Raw genomic sequence first — 22,366 nt, forward strand, 5'->3', positions numbered from 1 at the left:
CGCGTAGTCATCCATCTGCGAAGGTATTAATCAATAAGCGCAGGAAGGGCGACAGACTTTGTATAAGAAATTGCGTTTTTTTCGTTGCGGCGGTTTTTGTGCCTCCACGGACCTTCATGCGCTAGCTATCGATCGCCGAAGTGATCGAAGAACATCCAGCATCGACTGATCGGTAACATCCCCGGGGCACTGGTCAAACATGTGTGGCGCCCCAGGGTAGACGTGCAGCTCGACGGCAACCCCGGCGCGCGACAGACGCATGGCAAACGCAACGTCCTCTTCAAGAAACAGATCCAGCGCGCCGACCGCCAGAAACGTGCTCGGCAAATGCCTCAGATCGTCTTGCAGGGCCGGGGAAAACCAGCCGATTCGCGGGGCGTCCAGCGCATGGTTGCCGCGCAGGCACTGCCAGCAGAACTGGTTGGCTTGCGCCGGCCAGCCAATAATTCCTGTCGTATTGTTTTGCTGAGGCGCGGCGGCGCTGCCCGAGCGGCAATCGAGCATCGGATAAACCAGCACCTGGCGGGCGATGGAATATTCGCCGCGATCCCGCGCCAGAATCGCCAACGCTGCTGCCAGACCGGCGCCCGCACTGTGACCCATGACGATCACTTTGTTGGCGTCGATATTCAGCGTTCGCTGTTGGGCGAAAACCCAGCCCAGCGCGGTGTAGCAATCCTCGAGAGGAACAGGGAAGGGGTATTCCGGGGCAAGGCGATAATCGACGGCGACGATGATTGCCTGAAGTTCTTCGGCGAGAACGGCCAGATAGTCATCGGCCATTTCCGGGCAGCCCAGGACGAAACCTCCACCGTGGAGGTACAGGATCACCGGAAAGTGAACACCCTGCGTCGCGCCTGCGGGCCGGTAAAGACACAGGCGCAAATCCTCGCCGTCGTGGGCCTTTGTCCATAGGCTTTCACCGCGCGCTTGTTCTCCGGATTTGAATGTCGCGTGAACACGTTCCCTGATCGCGGGCAGCGTCTCCAACGTCCAGGCTTCTGCGCCGGGGTTTAAAAAGCTGTTGAAGTCGGGATCCAGCAGTTCATGCGCTTTCATGTTCTGCCTCTTGTTTTCGGATGAGCGGGCGCCTCGAAACGAAGCGCCTCTTGCGGAGGGGTTACAGCCAGGCCTTGATCTGCGCGCAGACGGCCGGGGTCGAAATGCCGTAGCGATCATGCAGCGTCGGCAGGGCGCCGGCGTCGAGGAAGGCATCGGGCAACGCGATCTGTCTGAAGGTAGGCGTCACGCCGTTGCGCAACAACAACCCGGCAACCGCCTCGCCCAAGCCGCCGATGATCGAGCTGTTTTCCGCGGTGACCACCAGACGCCCGGATTTGCGCGCTTCGGCGAGAATGGTTTGCTCATCCAGCGGCTTGATGGTCGGCACGTGCAGCACGGCGACATCAATGCCGTCGGCCTGCAATTGCTTGGCCGCTTCCAGTGAACGCATGGTCATCAGCCCGGTAGAGATAATCAGCACATCGTTACCCGTGCGCAGGGTCTTGGCCTTGCCGATCTCGAATTGGTAGCCGTACTCGTCCAGCACCAACGGCACGTTGCCGCGCAGCAAACGCATATAGACCGGGCCCTGGTGAGCGGCGATGGCCGGCACGGCCTGTTCGATTTCCAGCGCATCGCAAGGGTCGACAATCATCAGATTGGGCATGGCGCGGAAGATTGCCAGATCATCGGTAGCCTGGTGGCTGGGCCCGTAACCGGTGGTGAGGCCAGGCAGGCCACAGACGATTTTGACGTTGAGATTTTCTTCGGCAATGGCCATGCAGATGAAGTCATAAGCGCGGCGCGAAGCGAACACCGCGTAGGTGGTGGCGAACGGCACGAAACCTTCGCGCGCCATCCCGGCCGCAGCGCTCATCAGCAACTGCTCGGCCATGCCCATTTGATAGAAACGCTCCGGGTGCGCCTTGGCAAAGATGTGCAGATCGGTGTATTTGGACAGGTCAGCGGAGAGCCCGACGATGTCCGCGCGCTGCTCTGCCAAAGCCGCGAGCGCGTGGCCGAACGGTGCCGAGCGGGTCGCCTGACCCTCGGAGGCAATCGAGGCGATCATCGCCGAGGTGGTCAGGCGCTTTTTCACCGGCTCGCCAGTAGAAGTCGAAGTGTTGGCGGCGTTGCTCATTGGTCTTTTCCTTCTGCAAGGTTGCTCAGTGCCTGGTCCCATTCGTGTTCTTCGACGCGAATGAAGTGATTCTTTTCCCGGTTCTCCAGAAACGGCACGCCTTTGCCCATTTTCGTGTCGCAGATGATCACCCGCGGTTGCGTGCCCGGATGCTGGCGCGCGGCATCGAAAGCAGCGACCAGTGCGTCGAGGTCATTGCCATCGACGCGCTGGGTGAACCAGCCAAAGGCTTGCCAGCGATCAACGATCGGTTCGAACGAGAGAATCTCGCTGGAGTAACCGTCGGCTTGCTGGTTGTTCACGTCGACGATGGCGATCAGGTTGTCGAGCTTCCAGTGCGAAGCCGACATCACCGCCTCCCAGGTCGAGCCTTCATTGAGTTCGCCATCGGACAGCAGGTTGTAGACGAACGAGGTCGAACCTTTGCGCTTGAGGCCGAGGCAGGCACCGACCGCGATGCCCAGACCCTGACCCAGCGAGCCACCGGTGATTTCCATGCCCGGCGTGTAGGCGGCCATGCCCGACATCGGCAGGCGGCTGTCATCCGAGCCGTAGGTTTCCAGCTCGTCGAGAGGGATGATCTCGGCTTCGATCAGCGCAGCGTACAAGGCAATCGCGTAGTGGCCGATGGAGAGATAGAAGCGATCGCGCTGCTCCCATTCAGGGTCTGCCGGGCGATGGTTCATCGCATGAAAGTAGGAGACTGCCAGCAGGTCAGCCGCGCCGAGGGCCTGGCCCACGTAGCCCTGACCCTGAACCTGGCCCATGCGCAGCGCGTGGCGGCGAATGTTGTGCGCGCGCTCCGTCAGGCTCGGCGATACAGCGAGTGAAAGATTAGTCGTCATGATGAAACTCCGTTAACTCAACGATTGACCAAAGCGGCGGGAATGCGCAGGACCAGACTGGCGCCGAGGAACAGCACGCCGGTAATCAGGTACATGCCGATGGCACTGGAGCCGGTCAGGGTGGTGATCCAGCCGATCAGATAAGGCGAGCAGAACCCGGCGAGGTTGGCGAAGCTGTTGACCGCCGCGATGCCGGCAGCGGCAGACACCCCGCCGAGCAGCGTGGTCGGCAGCATCCAGAACAACGAGGTGGCGGACAAAATGCCCGAGGCGGCCAGGCACAGGCTGAGGATCGACAAGGTCGAATTGCCGCCCATCATTGCTGCCAGGCTCAGACCGATCGCGCCGGCGATCATCGGCACGATCAGGTGCCAGCGGCGCTCGCGATGCTTGTCACCACTGCGCCCGACCAGCAGCATGGCGACGATGGCGCACAGATAGGGCAGGCTGGTCAGAAAGCCAATGTGCAGCGGATCGGAAACACCCGCGTTGCGCACCAGAGTCGGCAGCCAGAACGTGATCGCGTACTGGCCCATCACGACGCAGAAGTAGATGGCCGCCAACAACCACAAACGGCGGTCGCGAATGAACTCGCCGACCGAGGCATGGGTGACTTTTTGCTGGTCGTCTTCGGCCAGCTCGCGAGTGATCAGGGCTTTCTCTTCGTCATTGAGCCAGGTCGCCTGATGCACGCCGTCCTTCAGATAGCTCAGCACCAGCAGGCCGACGATGACGGTCGGCACCGCCTCGAGGACGAACATCCATTGCCAACCGGCCCAGCCGTGCACGCCGGCAAAGTGGTTCATGATCCAGCCCGAGAGCGGGCCACCGACCATGCCTGACAGCGGAATGGCGATGAACCACAACACCGTCATGCGCGCCCGCCGATAGGACGGAAACCAGTACGTCAGGTAGAGCAACAGGCCCGGCGCCAGGCCGGCTTCGGCAATCCCCAGCAGAAAGCGCAGAGCATAGAACTGCCACGCGGTTTCGACGAAGGCGAACAGCGCCGAGACGATGCCCCAGGTGATCATGATCCGCGCGATCCACACCCGCGCGCCGACCTTGTGCAGGATGATGTTGCTGGGCACTTCGCAGAGGAAATAGCCGATGAAGAACACGCCGGCGCCGAGTCCGTAGACGGTCTCGCTGAGGGCCAGATCGTTCATCATTTGCAGTTTGGCGAAACCGACGTTGACCCGGTCCAGATAGGCGCACAGGTAGCACAGCATCAGGAACGGCATCAGGCGCCAGGCCGTTTTGCGATAGGCAGAAGAACGCACGGTCGAAACCGCTTCGAGCGACAGGGTAGTCATGATGGTCTGATCTCTTGTTTTTATTGACCGCCAGGCCATCAGGCCCGGCTGCGTCATCGATCCAGAACCGCACGGGCCACGCGGGCCCGCCCAGAGTTACTCAGTGAATCAGCATGCCGCCGTTCACATCGAGGGTGATGCCGGTCAGATAAGCGGACAGGTCGCTGGCCAGAAACAGCGCGGCGTTGGCGACGTCCTGCGCTTGACCCAGGCGCCCGAGCGGGATGCCGTCGATGATGGCGTGACGGCGCTCGTCCTGCATCAGGCCGCCGGTGATGTCGGTGTGAATCAGACCCGGCGCGATGGAGTTGACCCGGATGTTGTCCGGCCCCAGTTCTCGTGCCATGGCCTTGCCCAGACCCAGCACCCCGGCCTTGGCGGCGCTGTAATGCGGGCCGCCGAAGATGCCGCCGCCGCGCTGGGCAGACACCGACGACATGCAGACGATACTGCCGCAAGACTGTTGCCGCATCAGCGGAATCACCGCCTGCGACATCAGCAAAGTGCCGCGCAGGCTGACGTCCAGCACCTTGTCATAGTCCGAGGGGCGGATATCAAGGGTCTTCAGCGGTTGGGTGATGCCGGCGTTGTTGACGAGAATATCGATGCGCCCGAAGTGCTCGATGATGGCGGCGACGGCTTGCTGAACCTGCGCTTCGTCGGCCACGTTGGCCGCGAGGCCCAGATGACCTTCGCCCAGTGATGCGGCGGCGTCACGTGCTGCGGCTGCATCCAGATCGAGAATCACCACGCGAGCGCCGTGTTGCGCAAACGTGGTCGCGGTGGCGCGGCCAATGCCACGGGCGGAGGCAGCACCGGTAATGATTGCGACTTTGTCTTGAAGAAGCATGGAGGATTCCCTCGAATTGTTTTTATTGGGTCGGTCTGTGAAAAACCGATGACTCAGCTTGTCCTCCGTGGGGTGGGTGAGCAATAACGCGAAAGTCACTCAATGCTGAAAAAAATTCAGCACTCGTCAGGTCAGCTTGCAGATGTTTGAATGAAACCGGTCCGTACATCACAAGAAATCACAACGGAGTCACCATGCGCTCTGACACTGAGGCACCCATCATCCTGCCACCGCTGAAAGCAATTCAGGCCTTCGAGCAAACCGCGCGCTTCGGTAATGTCGCCAGGGCGGCGGAAGTGCTGGACCTGACGCCATCGGCCGTCAGCCATCAACTGGCGAAACTGGAGGGGATGATTGGTCGGCAATTATTTGTCCGCGCCGCTCGGGGTGTCTCGCTGACGCCGGTCGGCGAGCAGTACCTCAAGGAAGTCTCCGGCATTCTGCACAGCCTCGCCGTTGCCACTGAGCGCGCGGCCAGCGACGTCAGCCTCGATTGCCTGCGTCTGCATTCGTCGCCAAGCTTCGGCCTGCTCTGGCTGATGCCGCGCCTGGAAGCGTTTCGCGCCAGTCATCCGGACATTCAGATCAATCTGTCGTGTTCCTATGAATCGTTGCACTTCAGTCGCGACAAGATCGACGTGGATATCCGCCATGGCCTGCCGAACTGGCCAAGCTATGAAGTGCGTACGGTCAGGAACGAGACATTCGCGGCGCTGACCTCACCGAAACTGCTCGCGCAACGACCGGTGCGCGGCGCGGCGGATCTGCTCGAGTGTGATCTGATTCTCTCGGAAGCCACTCTGCTCAAATGGCCGCAATGGTTTGCCCAGCATGGCCTGGCGCGTCCGGAACGGCCTTACGCGCTGAGCTTCGATCGTTCATACATGTCGCTGGAAGCGGCGAGTCATGGCTTGGGTTTCGCACTGGAAAGCACATTGCTGGCGCAGAAGTATCTGGCCGCGGGCACGTTGGTTGAAGTGGCGCCTGAATCACTGAGTGCTGCGGTGGCGGCGCACCACTTGGTGTTTCCCAAGGCGCATTCCAGCTTCCCACGTGTCCGGCGTTTTCTGGCGTGGATGGAAAGCGAATTGGGTCACGAGTTCGCTTATTGAGGCCGGGCGCAATTCTTTCAAACTCTCTGCAGCGGCCAGGGTCAATCCATTACCGGTCTTGATCATTCAATCAGAGGTGAAGGAATGGATAACTACCACATCAACAAAAACCAGCAGCGCTGGGAACTGGTCAAAGAGGGCGCGCAGCGTGCGTCCAAAACAGCTTCGACCAAAGCCGAGATCACTCAGATCGCCAGCGAATTCCTGCAAGACAAAACCGCCTCGCTGAAAATCCATAAAGAGGACGGCACGATCCAGGAAGAACGCACCTTTCCGCGCGCTGCCGATCCGCGCAAAACCAAAGGCTGAGCCGCCTGTTCTTTTCTGTATTCATGATTTCTTCAGAAGGGGCTGATTTATGGTCATCGCATGTCTGGGTTGGGGTTCACTGATCTGGCAGCCGGGGAAGCGATGAGCGCCCGGAGCCAGGCGCAGATTGCCGAGATCCTTGATCAGCTGTTGGCACTGCGAGAAAGCGTGGACATTCTCCAGCACGTGGAGAGCGGTAGCGTCGAGTCGCTTCGTGGCCATCAGACCGTGGACGCCCCTGAGTCGCTGGATCTGGTGTTTCAAAAGCTGCATGAAGATATCGCCAGCATGAAGGAAACCTTGGCGATGATTGCCGAGGCTACCGGCGATGTGCCGAAGTTGTGAGGGTATCGCGGGGTTGCCATTCAGAGATGATTTGCCTGATCTGACGCCTTCGCGAGCAAGCTCGCTCCCACAGGGTTTTTCATACATTCGCCTGATTGCTGACCCACCACGAACCCAATGTAGGAGTGAGCCTGCTCGCGATGGCGGAGTGTCAGTCAACTTTGCATTAACTGACAGACTGCTATCGCGAGCAGGCTCACTCCCACAGGGTTTTACAGCAGATCCGCGAACTTGATCCATTCACAAATCCCCTTTGGGAGCGAGCTTGCTCGCGAAGGCGGAGTGTCAGTCAACGTTGCATCAACTGACAGACTGCTATCGCGAGCAGGCTCACTCCTACAAGGGGGCTGGGTTTGTCACCACGCGCAACGCATCCACCACCAGTGAGAACGCCGGCGACGGTTGGCGGCGGCTGGGGTAGTAGAGGTGGAAGCCCCCGAACGGTTCGCACCAGTCCTCCAGCACCCTGACCAAACGGCCTTCAGCCAGATGTGCACCGAACTCGTCTTCAGGCAGGTAGGCAATCCCTAACCCGTTCACAGCCGCGTCGGCAATGTGCACGGTGGAGTTGAACACCAGTTGACCGTCAACGCGCACTTTCAGCTTCTTGCCCTGACGCTCGAATTCCCACGCGTCGACACCGTCGTAAGTCGGAAAACGGATGTCGATGCAGCGGTGCGCGGCCAGATCCCGCGGGTGTTGTGGGGCAGGGTGCCGGGCGAAATAGCTGGGCGAAGCGACCACGGCCATGCGCAGTGGCGGGCCGATCGGCACGGCGATCATGTCCTGGGCGACGGTGTCGCTGAAGCGCACGCCGGCATCGAAGCGGTCGGCGACGATGTCGCGGAAACCATAGTTGATATCGAATTCGACTTTGATATCCGGATATTGCAGCAGTAGCGGCGTCAGCTTGGGCAGCAGCGTGGTCTTGATGATGTTGTCGCCGCAAGTGATACGTACCGTGCCGGCGGGCTTGTCGCGCAACTCGGTCAGAGCGTCGAGCTCGGCTTCGATTTCATCGAAACGATGGCCGACGGTGTGCAGCAAGCGTTCGCCGGCCGCCGTCAGCGACACGCTGCGCGTCGTGCGGGTCAGCAGGCGAATTTTCAGACGCGCCTCGAGGGCTGAGACTACCTGGCTCACCGCCGATTGCGTCACGCCCAGTTGCACCGCCGCGCGGGTGAAACTGCCGGAGCGGGCTACGGTGACGAAGGCGAGCAGATCGTTGAAGTTGGGTTTGGCCATGGTGCGCGCTCGGCTTGATTGATTAGCAGCGTTTATAACCGCATTAAGCACTCATTAGCTAATCAAAGCCTCGAGCCTGCGCAACAATATCTCCATCCCGGCCTCGCCTGGTTTCTCGATCAAGGACGCCCCCATGAAACGACTGTTCGTACTGCTCGGGTTTCTCCTGAGTTCATTCACTGCATTCGGAGCTGACATGTCCCACGGTGCCGATAATTTCTTCAAAAGCGATAAGGTGACCGTGCAGAAGGTCAGCTTCAAAAACCAATATCAACTCACCGTCGTCGGCAACCTGTTCATGCCCAAAGGGCTGGATCCTGCAGCGCGCAGCGCAGCGATTATCGTCGGCCATCCGATGGGCGCGGTAAAGGAGCAGAGCTCCAATCTATACGCGCAGAAACTGGCGGAGCAGGGCTTCGTCACCCTGTCGCTGGACCTGTCCTTCTGGGGCGAAAGCGAGGGCGCGCCGCGCAATACCGTCTTGCCGGACATGTATGCCGAAGACTTCAGCGCCGCCGTCGATTACCTCGGCACACGGCCATTCATCGACCGCGAGCGCATCGGCGTGCTGGGCATCTGCGGCAGCGGCAGTTTCGTCATCAGCGCTGCGAAAATCGATCCACGGATGAAAGCCATCGCCACGGTCAGCATGTACGACATGGGCGCAGCCAACCGTGACGGCCTCAAGCACTCGCAAACCCTGGAGCAGCGCAAGCAGATCATTGCGCAAGCGGCCGAACAGCGTTACGCCGAGTTCACCGGCGGCAAGGTCGAATACACCAGCGGCACGGTGCTGGAACTGAAGGCCGATACGCACCCGATCCAGCGCGAATTCTTCGACTTCTACCGGACCCCGCGCGGCGAATTCACCCCGGCCAGCTCGACGCCGCAACAGACCACGCGGCCAACGCTGAGCAGCAACACCAAGTTCATGAACTTCTATCCGTTTGTCGATATCGAGAGCATTTCGCCGCGCCCGATGTTGTTTATCGCCGGTGCCGAAGCGCACTCCCGAGAATTCAGCGAAGAGGCATTCCGTCTCGCCGGGCAGCCGAAAGAACTGGTGATCGTGCCGAACGCCGGCCATGTCGATCTGTATGACCGGGTCGAGCTGATTCCCTTCGCCAAGTTGACGCAGTTCTTCAAAAACAACCTGAAGTAACTCCCAGGCGACGGAGCAGAGTCATGAAAATCTTCGCTCAAACCTGGAAGGGAGTTGTGCTGATGACATGGGTGCCCTTTGCTCTGTCTGCCACTACCGCTGCGCAGGACACCACGATGTGGATGACTGTCGGAGAACACCGCTTTGCCATTGCTCTGGATGACAACCCGAGCACACGGGAACTGCTCACGCGATTGCCCCTGAGCCTGGACATGACCGACCTGCACAGCAACGAAAAATACGCCACCGTGCAGCCGCCACTGCCCACCCAGCCCTACCGGCCGGGCACGATCCACAACGGCGATTTCCTTTTGTATGGCGACGATACGTTGGTGGTCTTCTACCAAACCTTCGATTCGTCTTACCGCTATTCGCGCCTTGGTCGCATCGACCGGCCGCAAGACCTGGCCCACGCCTTGGGGCGCGGCGACGTGCGGGTAACGTTCACCCTGGATGAGTGAGGAGAGTCATCGATGAACCAGAAATCGCTGCATCATCAGCGCCTTCTTCGCATCGTCGCCCTCGGTTGCGCGGTCCTCGCCAGTGCAGCCTGCGTGAACCCTCTCTGCGCCAATCCTTCCCGATCACCGGAGAAACCGATCATGAAAGAACAGCCTTTGACCCCTAAGCAATTGGCCATCGCCCCGATTGCCGCGAATACCGCCAGCGGCGACATGCCGCGTTTGCACGACGCGCTCAATCGCGGCCTCGACGCCGGGCTGAGCATCAGCGAAACCAAGGAAGTGCTGGTGCAGCTGTACGCCTATGCCGGGTTTCCGCGCAGCCTCAACGCGCTGTCATTGCTGATGAAAGTCGTGGAAGAACGCGCCGCGCGGGGCATCGAAGACGTGCCAGGACGCGAGCCCGGCCCGGTGCCTTCGGGGTATGCGCTGACCGAACTCGGCACCGACAATCAGACCCGTCTGGTCGGCGCGCCAGTGTCCGGCCCGCTATTCGAATTCGCCCCGGCGATCGATCAGTTTTTGAAGGTGCACTTGTTCGGCGACATCTTCGCCCGCGACAACCTGGCATGGACGGATCGGGAGTTGGCGACAGTTGGTGCGCTTGCTGCGATGGCCGGGGTGGAGTCGCAACTGGAGTCGCATTTGAAGATCAGCCTGAATGTGGGACTGACGGTTGAGCAGTTGCGCCAGGTGGCGCAGGAGTTGCAGGCGCGTGGGGATTTGCAGGCTGCGGAGCGGGTGAGCGCGGGGCTGGACAAAATCCAGCGATGAGGGCAGCTCGGGTTCATCGCTGCCCTTTTAGTGCGATTCTTGGATTGCGCGCTGGCGCCGACTCGCTCCCGGCGAGTTTCCCGTGATGCGCTTGAACGCGCGACTGAACGCCGCCTGGGAGGTGTAGCCCAAGCGTTGCGCCACTTCTTCGATCGGCAGTCGTTCCAGCGTCAGCCACTGACTGGCCAGACGCATCCGCAGTTCGGTGGCGTAGCGCAACGGCGGGGTGCCGAGGGTGGTCTGGAAGCGTTCGGCGAAGACTGAGCGTGAGGTGTTGCAGAGCATTGCCAGTTCGGCGACGCTCCAGTCGCGGCCCGGTTGCTGGTGCAAGGCCAGCAAGGCCTTCGCCAGACGTGGATCGCGCAGGGCGGCGACGAGGCCAGAGGCATTGCCGCAGGCGCATTCGACCCAGCCGCGAACGATCATCGCCGCCACGACGTCGGCAAGGCGAGCGAGAATGCCGGCGTAGCCGATGCGCGCGGCGCTGACTTCGCGTTCCATGGTCGCGAGGATCGGCATCAGTCCCGGGTAGCGCTGGCCGCCTGCGTCAATCAGCATCAGTCCCGGCATCAGCCGGCCGAGGCCTTGCAGGCTGCCGAGTTCGAACTCCATGCAGCCACTGAAGAGCAGGGCGCTGTCGCCGGGATCGGCGCTATGCCCGACTTGCACCGCGCACACTGTGTCGCCGATTGGAGCCGCGACGGCGCTGTCAATGTCTTGCACCTCGGCGCCTGTATGGGACAGCAATTGGTGCGCGGCGCCATGGGCAATAAATACCGCATTACCCGCCGATAATTCGTACACGCTGCCGTCCTCCAGCCGCAACACCGCAGATCCAGCGGCGACGAAGTGGAAATACGCATGGCCGGATTTGTCGCTGAAACCGAGGCCATAGGGCCCAGCGGCGTGGATTCGCCGATATTGCACGCCACGCAGACGCATGCTGCGCAGCAACTCAGTGATGAGATCGGAGGACAGCGAGAAGGAGTCGGTGGTGCTCATGTTCGGGGTTTCGGTCAAAAGTTCAAGACTGTGCATCATAGATCATCCGGTTTGCCATCCATAGACTGGCGTCTCGACAATGTCCGAGGAAGTCTTGCGATGAATGATTGTGTATGTGACGGGCAGGCCGGTGGGGGCGCGTGCACTGATGAGGTGCCGACGACGCCGGCGTGGATGGCGGTGTTTTCGCTGGCGATGGGGGTGTTCGGATTACTCACGGCAGAATATCTGCCGGCCAGCCTGCTGACGCCGATGGCGCTGGATCTCGGCGTCAGCGAAGCGTTGGCCGGGCAAGCCGTGACGGTGACGGCGGTGGTGGCGCTGTTTGCCGGATTGCTGGTGCCGGGGCTGACGCGTAGCCTTGATCGGCGGCTGGTGTTGCTCGGTTTTTCGGCACTGATGATTGCCTCGAATCTGCTGGTCGCGTTCTCGTCCAGCCTCACGGTGTTGCTGGTGATGCGAATCCTCTTGGGCATCGCCTTGGGCGGTTTCTGGAGCATGGCGGCGGCCGTGGCGATGCGCCTGGTGCCGGCGGCGCTGCTGCCGCGCGCGCTGTCGATCATCTTCAGCGGGATCGCCGTAGGCACCGTGGTGGCGGTGCCGCTGGGCAGTTTTCTCGGCGGGCAATTTGGCTGGCGCAGCGCGTTTTTCGCAGCGGCGGCGGTTGGTGTGGTCACCCTGGTTTTTCAAATGTTCACGTTACCGAGTCTGGCGCCGCATCGCCCGTCACGCCTGCGTACGGTGCTTGAGGTTTTGCTGCGACCGGGCATTGCCATTGGCATGTTCGGCTGCGTATTGGTGCACACCGGTCACTTTGCGTTGTTCACCTACATCCGGCCATTTCTGGAAAGCACCACCGGCGTCGCAACGCAAACTCTGGCACTGATGCTCCTCGGTTTCGGTGTGGCGAATTTTGCCGGCACGCTGTTCGCCGGCTGGCTGTTGCAGCGCAGTCCACGCGGGACCCTGGTGCTGATGCCGGTGCTGGTAGGCGTCGCCGCTCTGGCACTGGTCGGGTTGCCGGCTTCTCTCACCGGGCAGGCGTTGCTCCTGGCGCTCTGGGGCATGGCTTTCGGTGGTGTGCCCGTCGCATGGTCGAATTGGGTGGCGCGCTCGGTACCCGATCAGGCCGAAAGCGCAGGCGGCATGGTCGTCGCATCGGTGCAATCGGCGATTGCCGCAGGCGCTGCTGCCGGCGGCGCGGTGTTCAGTTTCAGTGGCATCAATGGGGTGTTTGTCGCGGCCGGCATTCTGATGTTACTGGCCGCATTGCTGATTGCACTGAAGGTCAATGTCGATGTGCCGGAGCCAGGCTCGGCGGCGGCACCGATGCATTTGTGATTTGATCAGGGTGCGGCGGTGGCGGGGCGTTGAAGCCCCGTCAACACCGCTGTCATCCAGCGCGCTTCGGCAGTTTCCAGTTCGGCCGGATGAAGTGGCAGGTGTAGCCATTCGGAATCCGCTCCAGGTAATCCTGATGCTCGGGTTCCGCTTCCCAGAACGGCCCGGCCGGTTCGATTTCGGTCACTACCTTGCCGGGCCATAGCTTCGAAGCGTCGACGTCAGCGGCGGTGTCTTCAGCAACGGCGCGCTGCTCCTCGCTGAGGTAGTAGATCGCCGACCGGTAGCTCGGGCCAAGGTCGTTGCCCTGGCGGTTGGGCGTGCTCGGGTCGTGGATCTGGAAGAAGAACTCGAGGATCTGCCGGTAGCTGATCACCGCCGGATCAAACTCGATCTCGATGGCTTCGGCATGGCTGCCGTGGTTGCGATAGGTCGCATTCGGCACATCGCCGCCGGTGTAACCGACACGGGTCTTGAGCACGCCCGGGTAGCGGCGCAACAGATCCTGCATGCCCCAGAAGCAGCCGCCGGCGAGAATGGCAGTTTCGGTTTGAGTGGTCATGGTGTGTCCTTCCTCTCGGAGACGATGGGGGGATACCCACTGTTATGAGGGCGGGTTGAAAGAATCCAAGGGCGCGCTCATCAGAATCGACCACTGGCCCTCTGATCAATCGACATGCAGACGACTGCGATCTCGTCAGAACGTATTCAACCAAAGCCAAAAAAAGAACGCAGCTTGCTCGGTGACTTGCGTTCGTAGAACGGTTTGGTCTCCTTGAGGAAGTAATCACTCAGCCCGGCTTCTCCGACCAGCACGCGGCAAAAATCTACCGGCCCGCCATCGGGGGCTGTGTCCCCAGCAACATTGCCGGCTTCGCGCATGACCTGCTCGATATCGCCATCGGCTTCGATGCCGACGATCAAATGCGGTTTTTCATCGAGCGAGGCGTCGTGCATCAGTGCCAGAAATGCGCGCTTCACGTTTGGATGTTTGGCCAGCAGTTGCGAGAGCGAATTAACCATCGTCGATGGGTAGTCCGAAGGCTGTCCGAGCAATACGTTGGTTTCTTTTTCAACGGTGCGCTGCGTGGCGGGGCGGCCGATTCCGCCCGAGAGCAAATGTTGCACTTCATCCGGGACGAACTCTTTGCCGTAGGGCGACTTGGGATTGAGGAAGAGCAAAGCACCCAAGGTGATTTCGAACAGTGATCGGGCGGGTATCTCTACATAGCTCTGCTCGCTGTCGATGGATTTTTGCAGTGTTGGCAGCGAGGAGAAGAACGGAATGACCGGCGTGCCATCGGGCTTCTGCCAATGGGCGATGCTGATGTTGCTGCCAGCTTCGAGATTGACATGGCCTTGAGCAGCACCGGCGGTGCCGAGGATGTAGACGGTCGAATCCAGCAGGGTGCGATAGAACTCAGGACGATGCGCGGGCTCGTCGCCGGCCAGTCGGAGTGATGTTTCCAGAGGGTTTTCTTGCGTGATATCCATGAGGTAAGTCCGTTATTTCAATGGAGAGCGATGTTTACCTGACCGGTTCGAAGATGCCTGCATTCTCCAGCATTTCATCCAGCCCCTCGGGCCACATCTGTTCGTCGGTGCCACGTAGCGATTCAGCGGACCACCACCGATGGTCGGTCATGACCTCGGTTTCTTGCAGGGTCCAGCCGGCTCTGGAAAGCCGTTCGCTTGGCGCGTGCACGAGGAAATACTGTTCGACTGCGAGTACCGTCTCGCCGCTGGGTAATAGCATGGAAAAATCCCGGCGTGCTACAGGTCCCTCAACGGCGCTGACCTTTATGCCGGTTTCCTCACGCAGTTCGCGGATTGCAGCGTCATGAAAAGTTTCGCCGTCCTCCACACCGCCGCCTGGGGTTGCCCAATAATTTGTGCCGGCCAAAGCGCCGTTTTCATGGATAAATTTGAAGAGAAGAACTTCTCGCGATGGGCTTATGACCAGTAATCGTGCTGCCTTGCGTTCCCGCATCTGCATCTTCCTTGGAGGGCTCGCTGTTGCTCGTTGCGTTGCGGATTCGTTTTGCTCGCAACATTATAACGGGCCGGCGAGCGACCGCCATTGCACAACCTTTAAAAACCACCAAACCCGCTGAACCATGGAAAAACAGCCCCAGCTTCATGGCCTTTATACGCCGACCTCGCCCGTAATTGCATGCGACAACGAAGCCAGCTGATTACTGCCGGTATTACCAATAGCGTCAGAAACCACTGGAAAACATTGCTGGATTGAAGCGCAAGAGCCAGAAGCACATTGATCAGGAGCGCCCCAAGAATCGCAACGTTGTACTTGATGTGCCGACGTTTGATTGCAGCAAAGTCTTCCCAGTCGTAAATCAACCAATCGTGAGAAAACCCTCCGCACTCTGGGCATTTATGCGTGGGCGGAAGATGATTGGTGATGAATCCACAATCAGGGCAGCAGACTGTCATTGAGCAAACCTTCCGCAAGCTGTTACATATCGCTAGCCAGCGTAGTGCAGATTGCGCGGAGTTGTCCGCCTCCAGCCAACAGACCTCACAACAAACTCCACGAAACCCCGACGTACACCCCCATTCCTTCGCCCGGCGTCGACCGCGCGGCATCCAGCCCTTTGTCGTCATAGCCCGGCGTGACCGTGGCCGCATAACGTTTGCCGGTGAGGTTGCGCATGTCCACCCAGCCTTGCCAGTCGCCTTTGGGCGCGTTGTAGCCCAGCGTGGCGCCGAACAAGGCATACGGGTCGGCGTAATAGCTATTGGCGTAGTCCACGGCCACTTTGGACACCAGTTGTGTATTCACGGCGGCGAAGAAGCCTTGCGGCCAGTCGTAACGCGGTTCGCCCTGATAGTAGTGCATCGGCAAACCGGGCAGGCGGTTGTCGCCGAAGCGTTCATCGTCACGGTAGTGGAAATCGCTGAAGGTGTAGGCCTGGCGCAAGCTCAACTGGCGCCCGTCGGCGGCGGTCCAGAGTTTGCTGTTGAGGCTGGCCTCGATGCCTTGGTGCACTGTCGGGCTGGCATTGAGTTCGTAGGGCGTGACGGCGTTGGCATCCGGTAGCACCGAGAGCAGTTCGTGACGAACTTGCGCGTAGTACCAGGCCAGACTCCATTCACCGAAGGCGCTGTCGCCACGGCCGCCAAGTTCCAGGGTGGTCGCGGTCTGGTTTTGCAGTTTTATCGGGTCGCGCTGGGTGCCGGTGGCGGCACCGTTGCCCGCAGGGAAGCGTACGTTGGAGCTGTAGATCAACGACCACGGGTGCGGTGCTTCGACGGAGCGGCTGAGGTTGCCGAACACTTGCACGTCCGGGGCGATCTGGTAGCGCAGGCCGATACGCGGTGCGTAGTCCCAGTCGTTGAGACTGGTTTTGCCGCCGCCTTGCGGGTAGGTCACGGCGCTTTCGCGGCGGGTGTAGATGGCGGCGAGGCCGGTGGTAAGCCAGAGGTCGTCGGCAATTTCCAGGTCGTTACCGACATGCAGCACGGTGTCGGAGCCCTGATAGGTGAAGTTGCGCATGCGCGTACCCGGAGCGTAGCTGGCGGTGTTGCCAGTCGGAACGCGCACGAATTCACTGGCGCCGTCGTTGGGCAGATGCTTGGTCACGCGCAGGCCGACAGTGCTGCGGCTTTCCATGCCGAACAGGGTGTCGCGGCGTTTGTAGTCGAAGGTGCCGCTGACGTCGGTATAGGCCACTTTCAGGCGGTTCGGGCCTTCGCGCAGGTCCATGGGGTAGTCGTGGTAGACGAGACCGGTCTGAATGCTCGAATCGTCGTCGAGGTAGAACGTGGTCTTGTTGCCAATGAAGGTGCTGCCCGGTTGCTTGCGGCTGTCGTCGCGCGCCACATACGCCGGGTTGGCTGCCCGTGGGCTGTGTTCGATGGAGTGCTTGGTTACCCGGCCGGCGAGGTCATTGTCGGTCTCGCGGTAGCGAAAATAGAAGCGTGTTTCCAGGTTCGGGTTGAAGCGATAACCGAAGTTGGCGATCAGGCCTTTGCTGTCGCTGGCGGTGTGATCCTGATAGCCGTCAGCCTCGGCACCGGTCAGCGATACGTAGTAATCGAAATCACCAAGCACTTGCCCGGAGCTGATCTGGCGCTGCTGATAGCCATGACTTCCGGTGGCATAGCGCACTTGCAGTTTCGGCGCGGTGTAACCGGTGTGGCTGACGTAATCGATAGCGCCGCCCAGCGCCAGCGAGCCGCGATCAAAGCCGTTGGCGCCGCGCAGCACTTCGACATGGTCGACCCACAGTGGCTCGAGCAATTCATAGGGTGTGCCGCCGGGGCCGGTCAGCGGCAGGCCGTCGAGCATCGTGTACAGCCCCGATGCATGGGCGCCGGGGGCGCGGTTGATCCCCGATCCGCGGATGGAAATCTTCACGCCTTCGTTGCCCGCCGACTGCGCATACACACCCGGCTGATAGGCCAGCACATCCTGATTGCTGGCAACGCGGCCCTGCAACGGCTGGCGCATGTCGACCACGTTGGTAGCGCCGGGCACCTGTTCGAGGCGTTCCCGGGCGTCTTCGACCGCTGCATCCGTGCCACTGCGCTCATCCGCCGAAATCAGCACTTGCCCCAGTTCCAGACCCTGGGTCGCAGCCATCGCCGGGCAGGCGATGGCCAGACCGAGCAGGGCAGTGGGCAATGATTTGGGCGACGGCATCGAAAAAACTCCAGCAAACAGGGAATCGGGCAATGAACAGTGCGACGTCAAAAGAAACGGAGGAAACACATGGCGATTTGGCTTTTTGTCCGGCGATGGCAAACGACCGGGCGCGGACTAACTTCGCGGATCCGGCCTTTCGGTTCAATAAACAATTTCAGCGGGCTGTTGAAGCGCGACAAAGTCGAGTTGCCGAGAGCCGGATGCCCATACAAGCGCGTCGCGGAAAATTCTGACGATACATGCGCAGACATCCCGCTCTTTCTGGCGCAGTGATCGTTCACTTGCCCCGCAAGGTCTGCTCGATCACCTCGACAAACGCCTTCACCAGCGGGCTTCGTTCGCGTTTGCGCGTCAGCACCAGTAACGGCGCCGTGGCGCTGGGTTCAGCCAGCGGTCGATAGGTCACGCCACGCTTGACCAGGGCCTGGGTGCATTGCGGTACAACTGCGATGCCCCGGCCGGCGGCGACCAGAGCAATGATCGAGGTGATCTGTTTGCCACTCGGCCCCGGGCGCGGAGTCAGGTCGTTGCGACGGTACAGCGCAGCGATGATGTCGTTCAGGGCCGAGCCGTAGTCGCTCGGGAAAGCAATCAGCGGATATGCGCTCAGCTCGGTCAGGGTTACATGGCTCTGATCGGCGAGGGCGCTGTCACTGGGAACGGCGGCCATCAACGGCTCGTTGTCCAGGCAGATGACCTGAATGTCCGGGTTCGCATCGGCCGGGTACATGCGGCTCATGCCGATGTCCAGGCGTCCTTCGACGATTTGTGCACATTGCGTACTGGAGGCGCCTTCTTCCACGGTCAATTGCACATCGGGATACGACGAGCAGAACGTCTGGATGGTCTGGCTGAAAAGATCCGAGAGCGCGATCGAGCTGGCATAACCCACCGCCAGTTGCCCGGCCGAGCCAGCCGCCAGTTTGCTGGTTATGGCTGCCGTGAGGTCGACTTGTTCCAGCACGGCCCGCGCATAGGGCAGAAAGTGTCGCCCCTCGGACGTCAGCGTGACATTGCGCGTGCTGCGGTCGAACAGACGAAAGCCCAGTTCCGTTTCCAGCGCCGAAATCTGCCGGGTCAGCGGCGGCTGGGCGATATGCAGACGCACCGCGGCGCGGCCGAAATGCAATTCGTCACTGACGACGAGAAAATAACGCAGACGGCGCAGATCGATCATGTTCATCCCTGGGTATCAATCGGTCGGAAATCGGTATTGGATCCTTCAGACTGCCCATCTTATAAAAGTGTTTGAAAATATTACGAACATTTCTTATGAGTCTTCGCCTGTTTTGTCCTCGGGTCGCCCTGTTTCTGGCGGGATGCGCGGCTTTTATCAACCTTTATGCAACGCAAGGGCTGCTTAACCAGCTGGCCGCGGCGTTCGACGTGTCCGCCCGACAAGCCAGCTGGAGCATTACCGTCACCACGCTGGCCGTGGCCATCGCTGCATTATTTGTCGGCCGGCTTACAGCGCGGGCCGAGCAGCATCGGGTCATCGCGCTGGCGGCGATCCTGTTGGCGCTGCCAGCGCTGCTGGCGGCCTGGGCAGGCAGCTTCGGTGAGTTCCTGCTTTGGCGGGCGGTCCAGGGCCTGCTGATACCCGTGGTGTTCGCCACCAGCATCGCCTACATCGGCGTGCGCTGGAGAGACGGCGCGGTGACCGAAGTGACCAGCGTCTACGTTGCCGGCACCGTGCTTGGCGGATTCTGCGGGCGGTTCCTCACCGGATGGGTCACCGAGTTTGCCGACTGGCGTCTTGCCCTGGCCGTGCTTGCCGGGCTGAGCCTGCTCCTGGGGCTGACGATCGCCTGGTTCCTGCCGCACAACCCCAGTCCTGGTCTGCAAACCCCGGCCGGGCGCCAAGGGATGCGCGCCGAACGTTTCAGCAAACCATTGCTGGCCACCTACGTCGTGGGTTTTTGCGTGCTGTTTGCACAGATTGCGACGTTTACCTATGTCGGTCTGCACCTGAGCCGTGCCCCGTTTTCGTTGAGCACCGGTGCGCTCGGAGCGATTTACTCGGTGTTTCTGCTGGCGCTGGTGGTGGTGCCGATTGCCGGACGCCTGGGCAAGGCCCGACCGCGTAGTGAACTGATCACGGCCGCAGCCTGCCTGGGGATTACCGGCTCGCTGCTGACGCTGACCTCCTCACTGTGGCTGATCATCGCCGGCCTCGCGCTCAGCTCCACCGGCGTATTTCTCGCCCAAGCCGCCGCCAACGCATTCGTCACCGCCCATGCCCGCTTGGACAAGGCCGGGGCCGTGGGCCTGTATCTGACCAGTTACTACCTGGGCGGCAGTTTCGGTGCGTTCGTGCCGGGCGCGCTGTGGGAACTGGGTGGCTGGCCGGCTTGCATCGCCCTGATCATGGTGTTCCAGATACTGCCGCTGCTGGTGATTCGTCGCGGCTGGAAAATTCCCGTACTGCCGGTGATGGCCGGCGCTCCCGCGCTCAAAGCTCTTGAATCAACATCCAACAAGGAAAATGTCAGATGACCGTGAGTAACCTGCTGACGCTGCAAAGCCCGTTATTGTCCGTGATAGAACCCGTGCTCGACGACATGCCCGCCGGTGTTCTCAAGCAAGCGTTGGTAGAGGCGTTTCGCAGTCAGGAAGCCGCGCTGCATGACATCGAGCGCTCGTTTCAATCCCTGACTTCGCGTCATCATCGTGCTGCGCCGTTGCGAACGTTCTTCGGCAGTTGGTCGAAAACCAACAATTCGGCCGCCAGTGTGTCCGGCCTCGCCAGTCGCATCACATTGCTGGCGCGCTCGGAACAACACAGCGATGCAGCGGATCGTCTCTACCGGGTCTGCGGCAGTCTGCAACGCATCACCGACGAAGACCTCGGCGCGTTGGGCAACACGCTGCACTCCGAGCTGTTCTACAACATGGCCACGCCGATTTGCGGTGATGACCAATGGCTGTTGAAAGAGAACTGCCTGCCCTCGGCACAATCCTTCAAGGACTGGACCGACGCCCGGCGCCTGCGTGACCTCGACCTGTTGCAAGGCTTGCTGACGACGCTGGTGCATGAGGTTTATACCCATGGCGAAGTGGAATTCATCCACCCTCTGTTCACGCAGTGGTTTGAGCGTGACATGGGCGTGCCGGCCGCGAAAGTAAGGTCGACGGTCGCCTGGGTCACCGTGCATACGGGCGGCACCGAGAGTAATCACTTTGCCCACGCGGTCGCCGCTGTCGAGGCGTTCGTCGAGGCAATGGGCGTCGCCGTTGTGCAGTCAGCTGCGCAGGAGATCTTCGTCGAGTACCTTCAACGCAAGGCTGAAGTGATGCGTGAATGCGAGAAAATCCTTGATAAGGCAGCAAACAGCGTTGAACAGGTATCAATAACAACATAATTGGTATTGGCCCGAATCGCCGCTTGTATTCAAGATAACCACGTTTCGCACTTGGCCCGCTCTAGCGGGAAAGGTGTTGCACGAACCCTGGAAAGATCGCAAGGAAGCCCGTATGCAGCTCATCGTGTTTTGCCCGCCGAAAATTATTCTCCAGCACCGTGCCGCAGACTGGTCGGCTGCGCTTGGTCGTGAAGGCGTCCTGTTGAGCTGTGCCTCTCGCGCGCAAGAGATTGCGGCGCATCTGGGTGACGCAGTGCGCTATCAGCTGTTCGACAACTTCAATGACAACGCGCTGGTCGAGGTCGACGTCTATGAAATCGCCCGCGAACTCCATGCACCGCTGTGTGTGGCGCTGGCGGAAATCGACGTGCTGCGCGTGGCGCGCATCAACGACCGCCTCGGGATCAGCGTCGGTGCCGAAGAGCGCGCCATGTTCTACCGGGACAAGTTTCTGATGAAACAGCGCACTCGCGAATGCGGCTTTGCCATCGCCGAAATGGCGACCATCAGCAACGCCACCGAGGCGGTACGGTTCAGCGATCTGCACGGGTTTCCGGTAGTGATCAAACCGCGCGACGGACGTGGCTCAAACGGTGTTGAAGTGCTGCGTGACATGACGCAAATGCGCGACTGGCTGCTCGGCCAGACGTCGACCACGTTCCACAACCTGATGATCGAAAAATATGTGCGCGGCAGCCATTACATCGTCAATGGCCTGTACATCGAGGGGCGGCCGATTCTGGTGTCGCCGGTGCGCGTGATGACCTCGGCGCTGGATTTTCTCGGCGGCAAATCCCATGACTTGCACATGCTCGACGCACACAACCCGATGCGCGATCGTCTGGTCGAATACGCACGGGCACTGGTTGAACGGGTTCTCCCTTCCGATCCGACAATGCTGTTTCACCTCGAGCTGTTCGTTGACGAGAACGACGAGATCGTTCTCTGCGAAATCGCCTCGCGCCTGGGCGGGGTATTTTTCAATCAGGAAATCACCCACGCCTGGGGCATCGATCCGCGCATGGGCTTCCTGCGCGCGCTCCACGATCCGGCTTACCGGCCTGAACCGATGACCGAGCCGCTGCGCATGGTCGGGCATATCAGCATTCCACCGCGTGTCGGTCTGCTGCGCGACGTTGCCCGGGAATGCCCGCTCGAAGGCGTTCTGGAGTACCGCATCTCGGCGGAAAAAATGACCTCCTACAGCAATATGAAATTCACCAACTCGGAAATTCTCAATGCCATCGTGGCGGGGCAGAACGAGGCCGAGTTGCGCGACATGTTGCACACGGTCGAGCGCTGGTTCCACGACAGTTGCGACTGGGCGGCCATCGAGACCGCGGCCTAGCGCCTTACTCATGTCCTGACGACATCAATCGAGCTGACTTCCGTCACTGAACGGGATGCTCACGCCTTCAGAAAAGTGGATAGCC

Annotated in this window: 24 protein-coding genes; 11 read left to right on the top strand and 13 right to left on the bottom strand. The window is 60.6% G+C overall.

Annotated elements, in window-relative coordinates; all coding sequences use genetic code 11:
- Positions 1 to 114: 114 nt before the first annotated feature.
- From J2Y90_RS17370 to J2Y90_RS17390, 5 genes are all read right to left on the bottom strand, one after another.
- On the bottom strand, positions 115 to 1,059 hold the full coding sequence (locus J2Y90_RS17370) for an alpha/beta hydrolase (protein WP_253501022.1): 945 nt from the start codon (positions 1,057 to 1,059) through the stop codon (positions 115 to 117).
- A gap of 61 nt (positions 1,060 to 1,120) precedes the next feature.
- Entirely contained in the window at positions 1,121 to 2,143 is a 1,023-nt protein-coding gene (locus tag J2Y90_RS17375; protein ID WP_253501023.1) for a transketolase family protein, read from the bottom strand.
- On the bottom strand, positions 2,140 to 2,988 hold the full coding sequence (locus J2Y90_RS17380) for a transketolase (RefSeq protein WP_253501024.1): 849 nt from the start codon (positions 2,986 to 2,988) through the stop codon (positions 2,140 to 2,142). Before J2Y90_RS17380 ends, J2Y90_RS17375 begins: the two co-directional genes overlap by 4 nt.
- A 17-nt stretch (positions 2,989 to 3,005) precedes the next feature.
- Positions 3,006 to 4,304 carry an MFS transporter gene (locus J2Y90_RS17385; RefSeq protein ID WP_253501025.1) on the bottom strand — a complete coding sequence of 433 codons (1,299 nt, stop codon included), beginning with the start codon at positions 4,302 to 4,304 and terminating at the stop codon, positions 3,006 to 3,008.
- Positions 4,305 to 4,404: 100 nt separating this feature from the next.
- Positions 4,405 to 5,154 (bottom strand): SDR family NAD(P)-dependent oxidoreductase, encoded by a 750-nt coding sequence (locus J2Y90_RS17390; RefSeq protein WP_123418420.1) that lies wholly within the window; start codon positions 5,152 to 5,154, stop codon positions 4,405 to 4,407.
- 194 nt (positions 5,155 to 5,348) lie between these two features.
- Between J2Y90_RS17390 and J2Y90_RS17395 the strand changes: the two genes are divergently transcribed.
- From J2Y90_RS17395 to J2Y90_RS17405, 3 genes are all read left to right on the top strand, one after another.
- Positions 5,349 to 6,266: a LysR substrate-binding domain-containing protein gene (locus J2Y90_RS17395; RefSeq protein ID WP_253501026.1), complete on the top strand. Its 918-nt coding sequence runs from the start codon at positions 5,349 to 5,351 to the stop codon at positions 6,264 to 6,266.
- Between the two features lie 84 nt (positions 6,267 to 6,350).
- The gene (locus tag J2Y90_RS17400) at positions 6,351 to 6,575 is read left to right on the top strand and encodes a DUF2188 domain-containing protein (protein ID WP_253501027.1); all 225 of its coding nucleotides are present in this window, start codon (positions 6,351 to 6,353) and stop codon (positions 6,573 to 6,575) included.
- A 60-nt stretch (positions 6,576 to 6,635) separates the two neighbouring features.
- Positions 6,636 to 6,920 (top strand): hypothetical protein, encoded by a 285-nt coding sequence (locus J2Y90_RS17405; RefSeq protein ID WP_253501028.1) that lies wholly within the window; start codon positions 6,636 to 6,638, stop codon positions 6,918 to 6,920.
- A 336-nt stretch (positions 6,921 to 7,256) separates the two neighbouring features.
- Here the strand turns inward: J2Y90_RS17405 and J2Y90_RS17410 are convergent, their stop codons facing one another.
- On the bottom strand, positions 7,257 to 8,165 hold the full coding sequence (locus tag J2Y90_RS17410) for a LysR family transcriptional regulator (RefSeq protein WP_253501029.1): 909 nt from the start codon (positions 8,163 to 8,165) through the stop codon (positions 7,257 to 7,259).
- A 133-nt stretch (positions 8,166 to 8,298) separates the two neighbouring features.
- On the opposite strand from J2Y90_RS17410, the gene J2Y90_RS17415 reads away from it, so the two are divergent.
- From J2Y90_RS17415 to J2Y90_RS17425, 3 genes are all read left to right on the top strand, one after another.
- Positions 8,299 to 9,327 (top strand): alpha/beta hydrolase, encoded by a 1,029-nt coding sequence (locus J2Y90_RS17415; protein ID WP_253501030.1) that lies wholly within the window; start codon positions 8,299 to 8,301, stop codon positions 9,325 to 9,327.
- Positions 9,328 to 9,389: 62 nt separating this feature from the next.
- Entirely contained in the window at positions 9,390 to 9,788 is a 399-nt protein-coding gene (locus tag J2Y90_RS17420; protein WP_253501031.1) for a cyclophilin-like fold protein, read from the top strand.
- A 141-nt stretch (positions 9,789 to 9,929) separates the two neighbouring features.
- A complete protein-coding gene (locus J2Y90_RS17425; RefSeq protein WP_253501032.1) occupies positions 9,930 to 10,562 on the top strand; it encodes a carboxymuconolactone decarboxylase family protein in 633 nt (210 codons plus the stop codon).
- A 27-nt stretch (positions 10,563 to 10,589) separates the two neighbouring features.
- Here J2Y90_RS17425 and J2Y90_RS17430 read toward each other — a convergent pair whose 3' ends face one another.
- Positions 10,590 to 11,600 (bottom strand): AraC family transcriptional regulator, encoded by a 1,011-nt coding sequence (locus J2Y90_RS17430; protein ID WP_253501033.1) that lies wholly within the window; start codon positions 11,598 to 11,600, stop codon positions 10,590 to 10,592.
- Between the two features lie 63 nt (positions 11,601 to 11,663).
- On the opposite strand from J2Y90_RS17430, the gene J2Y90_RS17435 reads away from it, so the two are divergent.
- The gene (locus J2Y90_RS17435; RefSeq protein ID WP_253501034.1) at positions 11,664 to 12,905 is read left to right on the top strand and encodes an MFS transporter; all 1,242 of its coding nucleotides are present in this window, start codon (positions 11,664 to 11,666) and stop codon (positions 12,903 to 12,905) included.
- 52 nt (positions 12,906 to 12,957) lie between these two features.
- Here J2Y90_RS17435 and msrA read toward each other — a convergent pair whose 3' ends face one another.
- From msrA to J2Y90_RS17460, 5 genes are all read right to left on the bottom strand, one after another.
- Positions 12,958 to 13,467: a peptide-methionine (S)-S-oxide reductase MsrA gene (msrA, locus tag J2Y90_RS17440; protein WP_253501035.1), complete on the bottom strand. Its 510-nt coding sequence runs from the start codon at positions 13,465 to 13,467 to the stop codon at positions 12,958 to 12,960.
- Positions 13,468 to 13,613: 146 nt separating this feature from the next.
- Positions 13,614 to 14,399, bottom strand: coding sequence for an enhanced serine sensitivity protein SseB (sseB, locus tag J2Y90_RS17445; RefSeq protein ID WP_253501037.1), 786 nt, complete (start codon positions 14,397 to 14,399; stop codon positions 13,614 to 13,616).
- A 34-nt stretch (positions 14,400 to 14,433) separates the two neighbouring features.
- A complete protein-coding gene (locus J2Y90_RS17450; RefSeq protein WP_253501039.1) occupies positions 14,434 to 14,895 on the bottom strand; it encodes an NUDIX hydrolase in 462 nt (153 codons plus the stop codon).
- Positions 14,896 to 14,996: 101 nt separating this feature from the next.
- On the bottom strand, positions 14,997 to 15,356 hold the full coding sequence (locus J2Y90_RS17455; RefSeq protein WP_253501041.1) for a hypothetical protein: 360 nt from the start codon (positions 15,354 to 15,356) through the stop codon (positions 14,997 to 14,999).
- An 85-nt stretch (positions 15,357 to 15,441) separates the two neighbouring features.
- Positions 15,442 to 17,568 carry a TonB-dependent receptor family protein gene (locus J2Y90_RS17460; protein WP_253501043.1) on the bottom strand — a complete coding sequence of 709 codons (2,127 nt, stop codon included), beginning with the start codon at positions 17,566 to 17,568 and terminating at the stop codon, positions 15,442 to 15,444.
- 32 nt (positions 17,569 to 17,600) lie between these two features.
- On the opposite strand from J2Y90_RS17460, the gene J2Y90_RS17465 reads away from it, so the two are divergent.
- A complete protein-coding gene (locus J2Y90_RS17465) occupies positions 17,601 to 17,804 on the top strand; it encodes a hypothetical protein (protein ID WP_253501045.1) in 204 nt (67 codons plus the stop codon).
- Positions 17,805 to 17,848: 44 nt separating this feature from the next.
- Here J2Y90_RS17465 and J2Y90_RS17470 read toward each other — a convergent pair whose 3' ends face one another.
- Positions 17,849 to 18,748 carry a LysR family transcriptional regulator gene (locus J2Y90_RS17470; protein ID WP_253505209.1) on the bottom strand — a complete coding sequence of 300 codons (900 nt, stop codon included), beginning with the start codon at positions 18,746 to 18,748 and terminating at the stop codon, positions 17,849 to 17,851.
- Positions 18,749 to 18,843: 95 nt separating this feature from the next.
- Here J2Y90_RS17470 and J2Y90_RS17475 point away from each other — a divergent pair, with 95 nt between their 5' ends.
- The 3 genes from J2Y90_RS17475 (at position 18,844) to J2Y90_RS17485 (ending at position 22,281) form a co-directional block, all read left to right on the top strand.
- The gene (locus tag J2Y90_RS17475; RefSeq protein ID WP_253501050.1) at positions 18,844 to 20,067 is read left to right on the top strand and encodes an MFS transporter; all 1,224 of its coding nucleotides are present in this window, start codon (positions 18,844 to 18,846) and stop codon (positions 20,065 to 20,067) included.
- 2 nt (positions 20,068 to 20,069) lie between these two features.
- Positions 20,070 to 20,933: a hypothetical protein gene (locus J2Y90_RS17480; RefSeq protein WP_253505212.1), complete on the top strand. Its 864-nt coding sequence runs from the start codon at positions 20,070 to 20,072 to the stop codon at positions 20,931 to 20,933.
- A gap of 112 nt (positions 20,934 to 21,045) precedes the next feature.
- Positions 21,046 to 22,281: an ATP-grasp domain-containing protein gene (locus J2Y90_RS17485; protein ID WP_253501053.1), complete on the top strand. Its 1,236-nt coding sequence runs from the start codon at positions 21,046 to 21,048 to the stop codon at positions 22,279 to 22,281.
- Positions 22,282 to 22,366 lie beyond the last annotated feature (85 nt).

Source organism: Pseudomonas koreensis (assembly GCF_024169245.1).
Lineage (GTDB): Bacteria > Pseudomonadota > Gammaproteobacteria > Pseudomonadales > Pseudomonadaceae > Aquipseudomonas > Aquipseudomonas koreensis_F.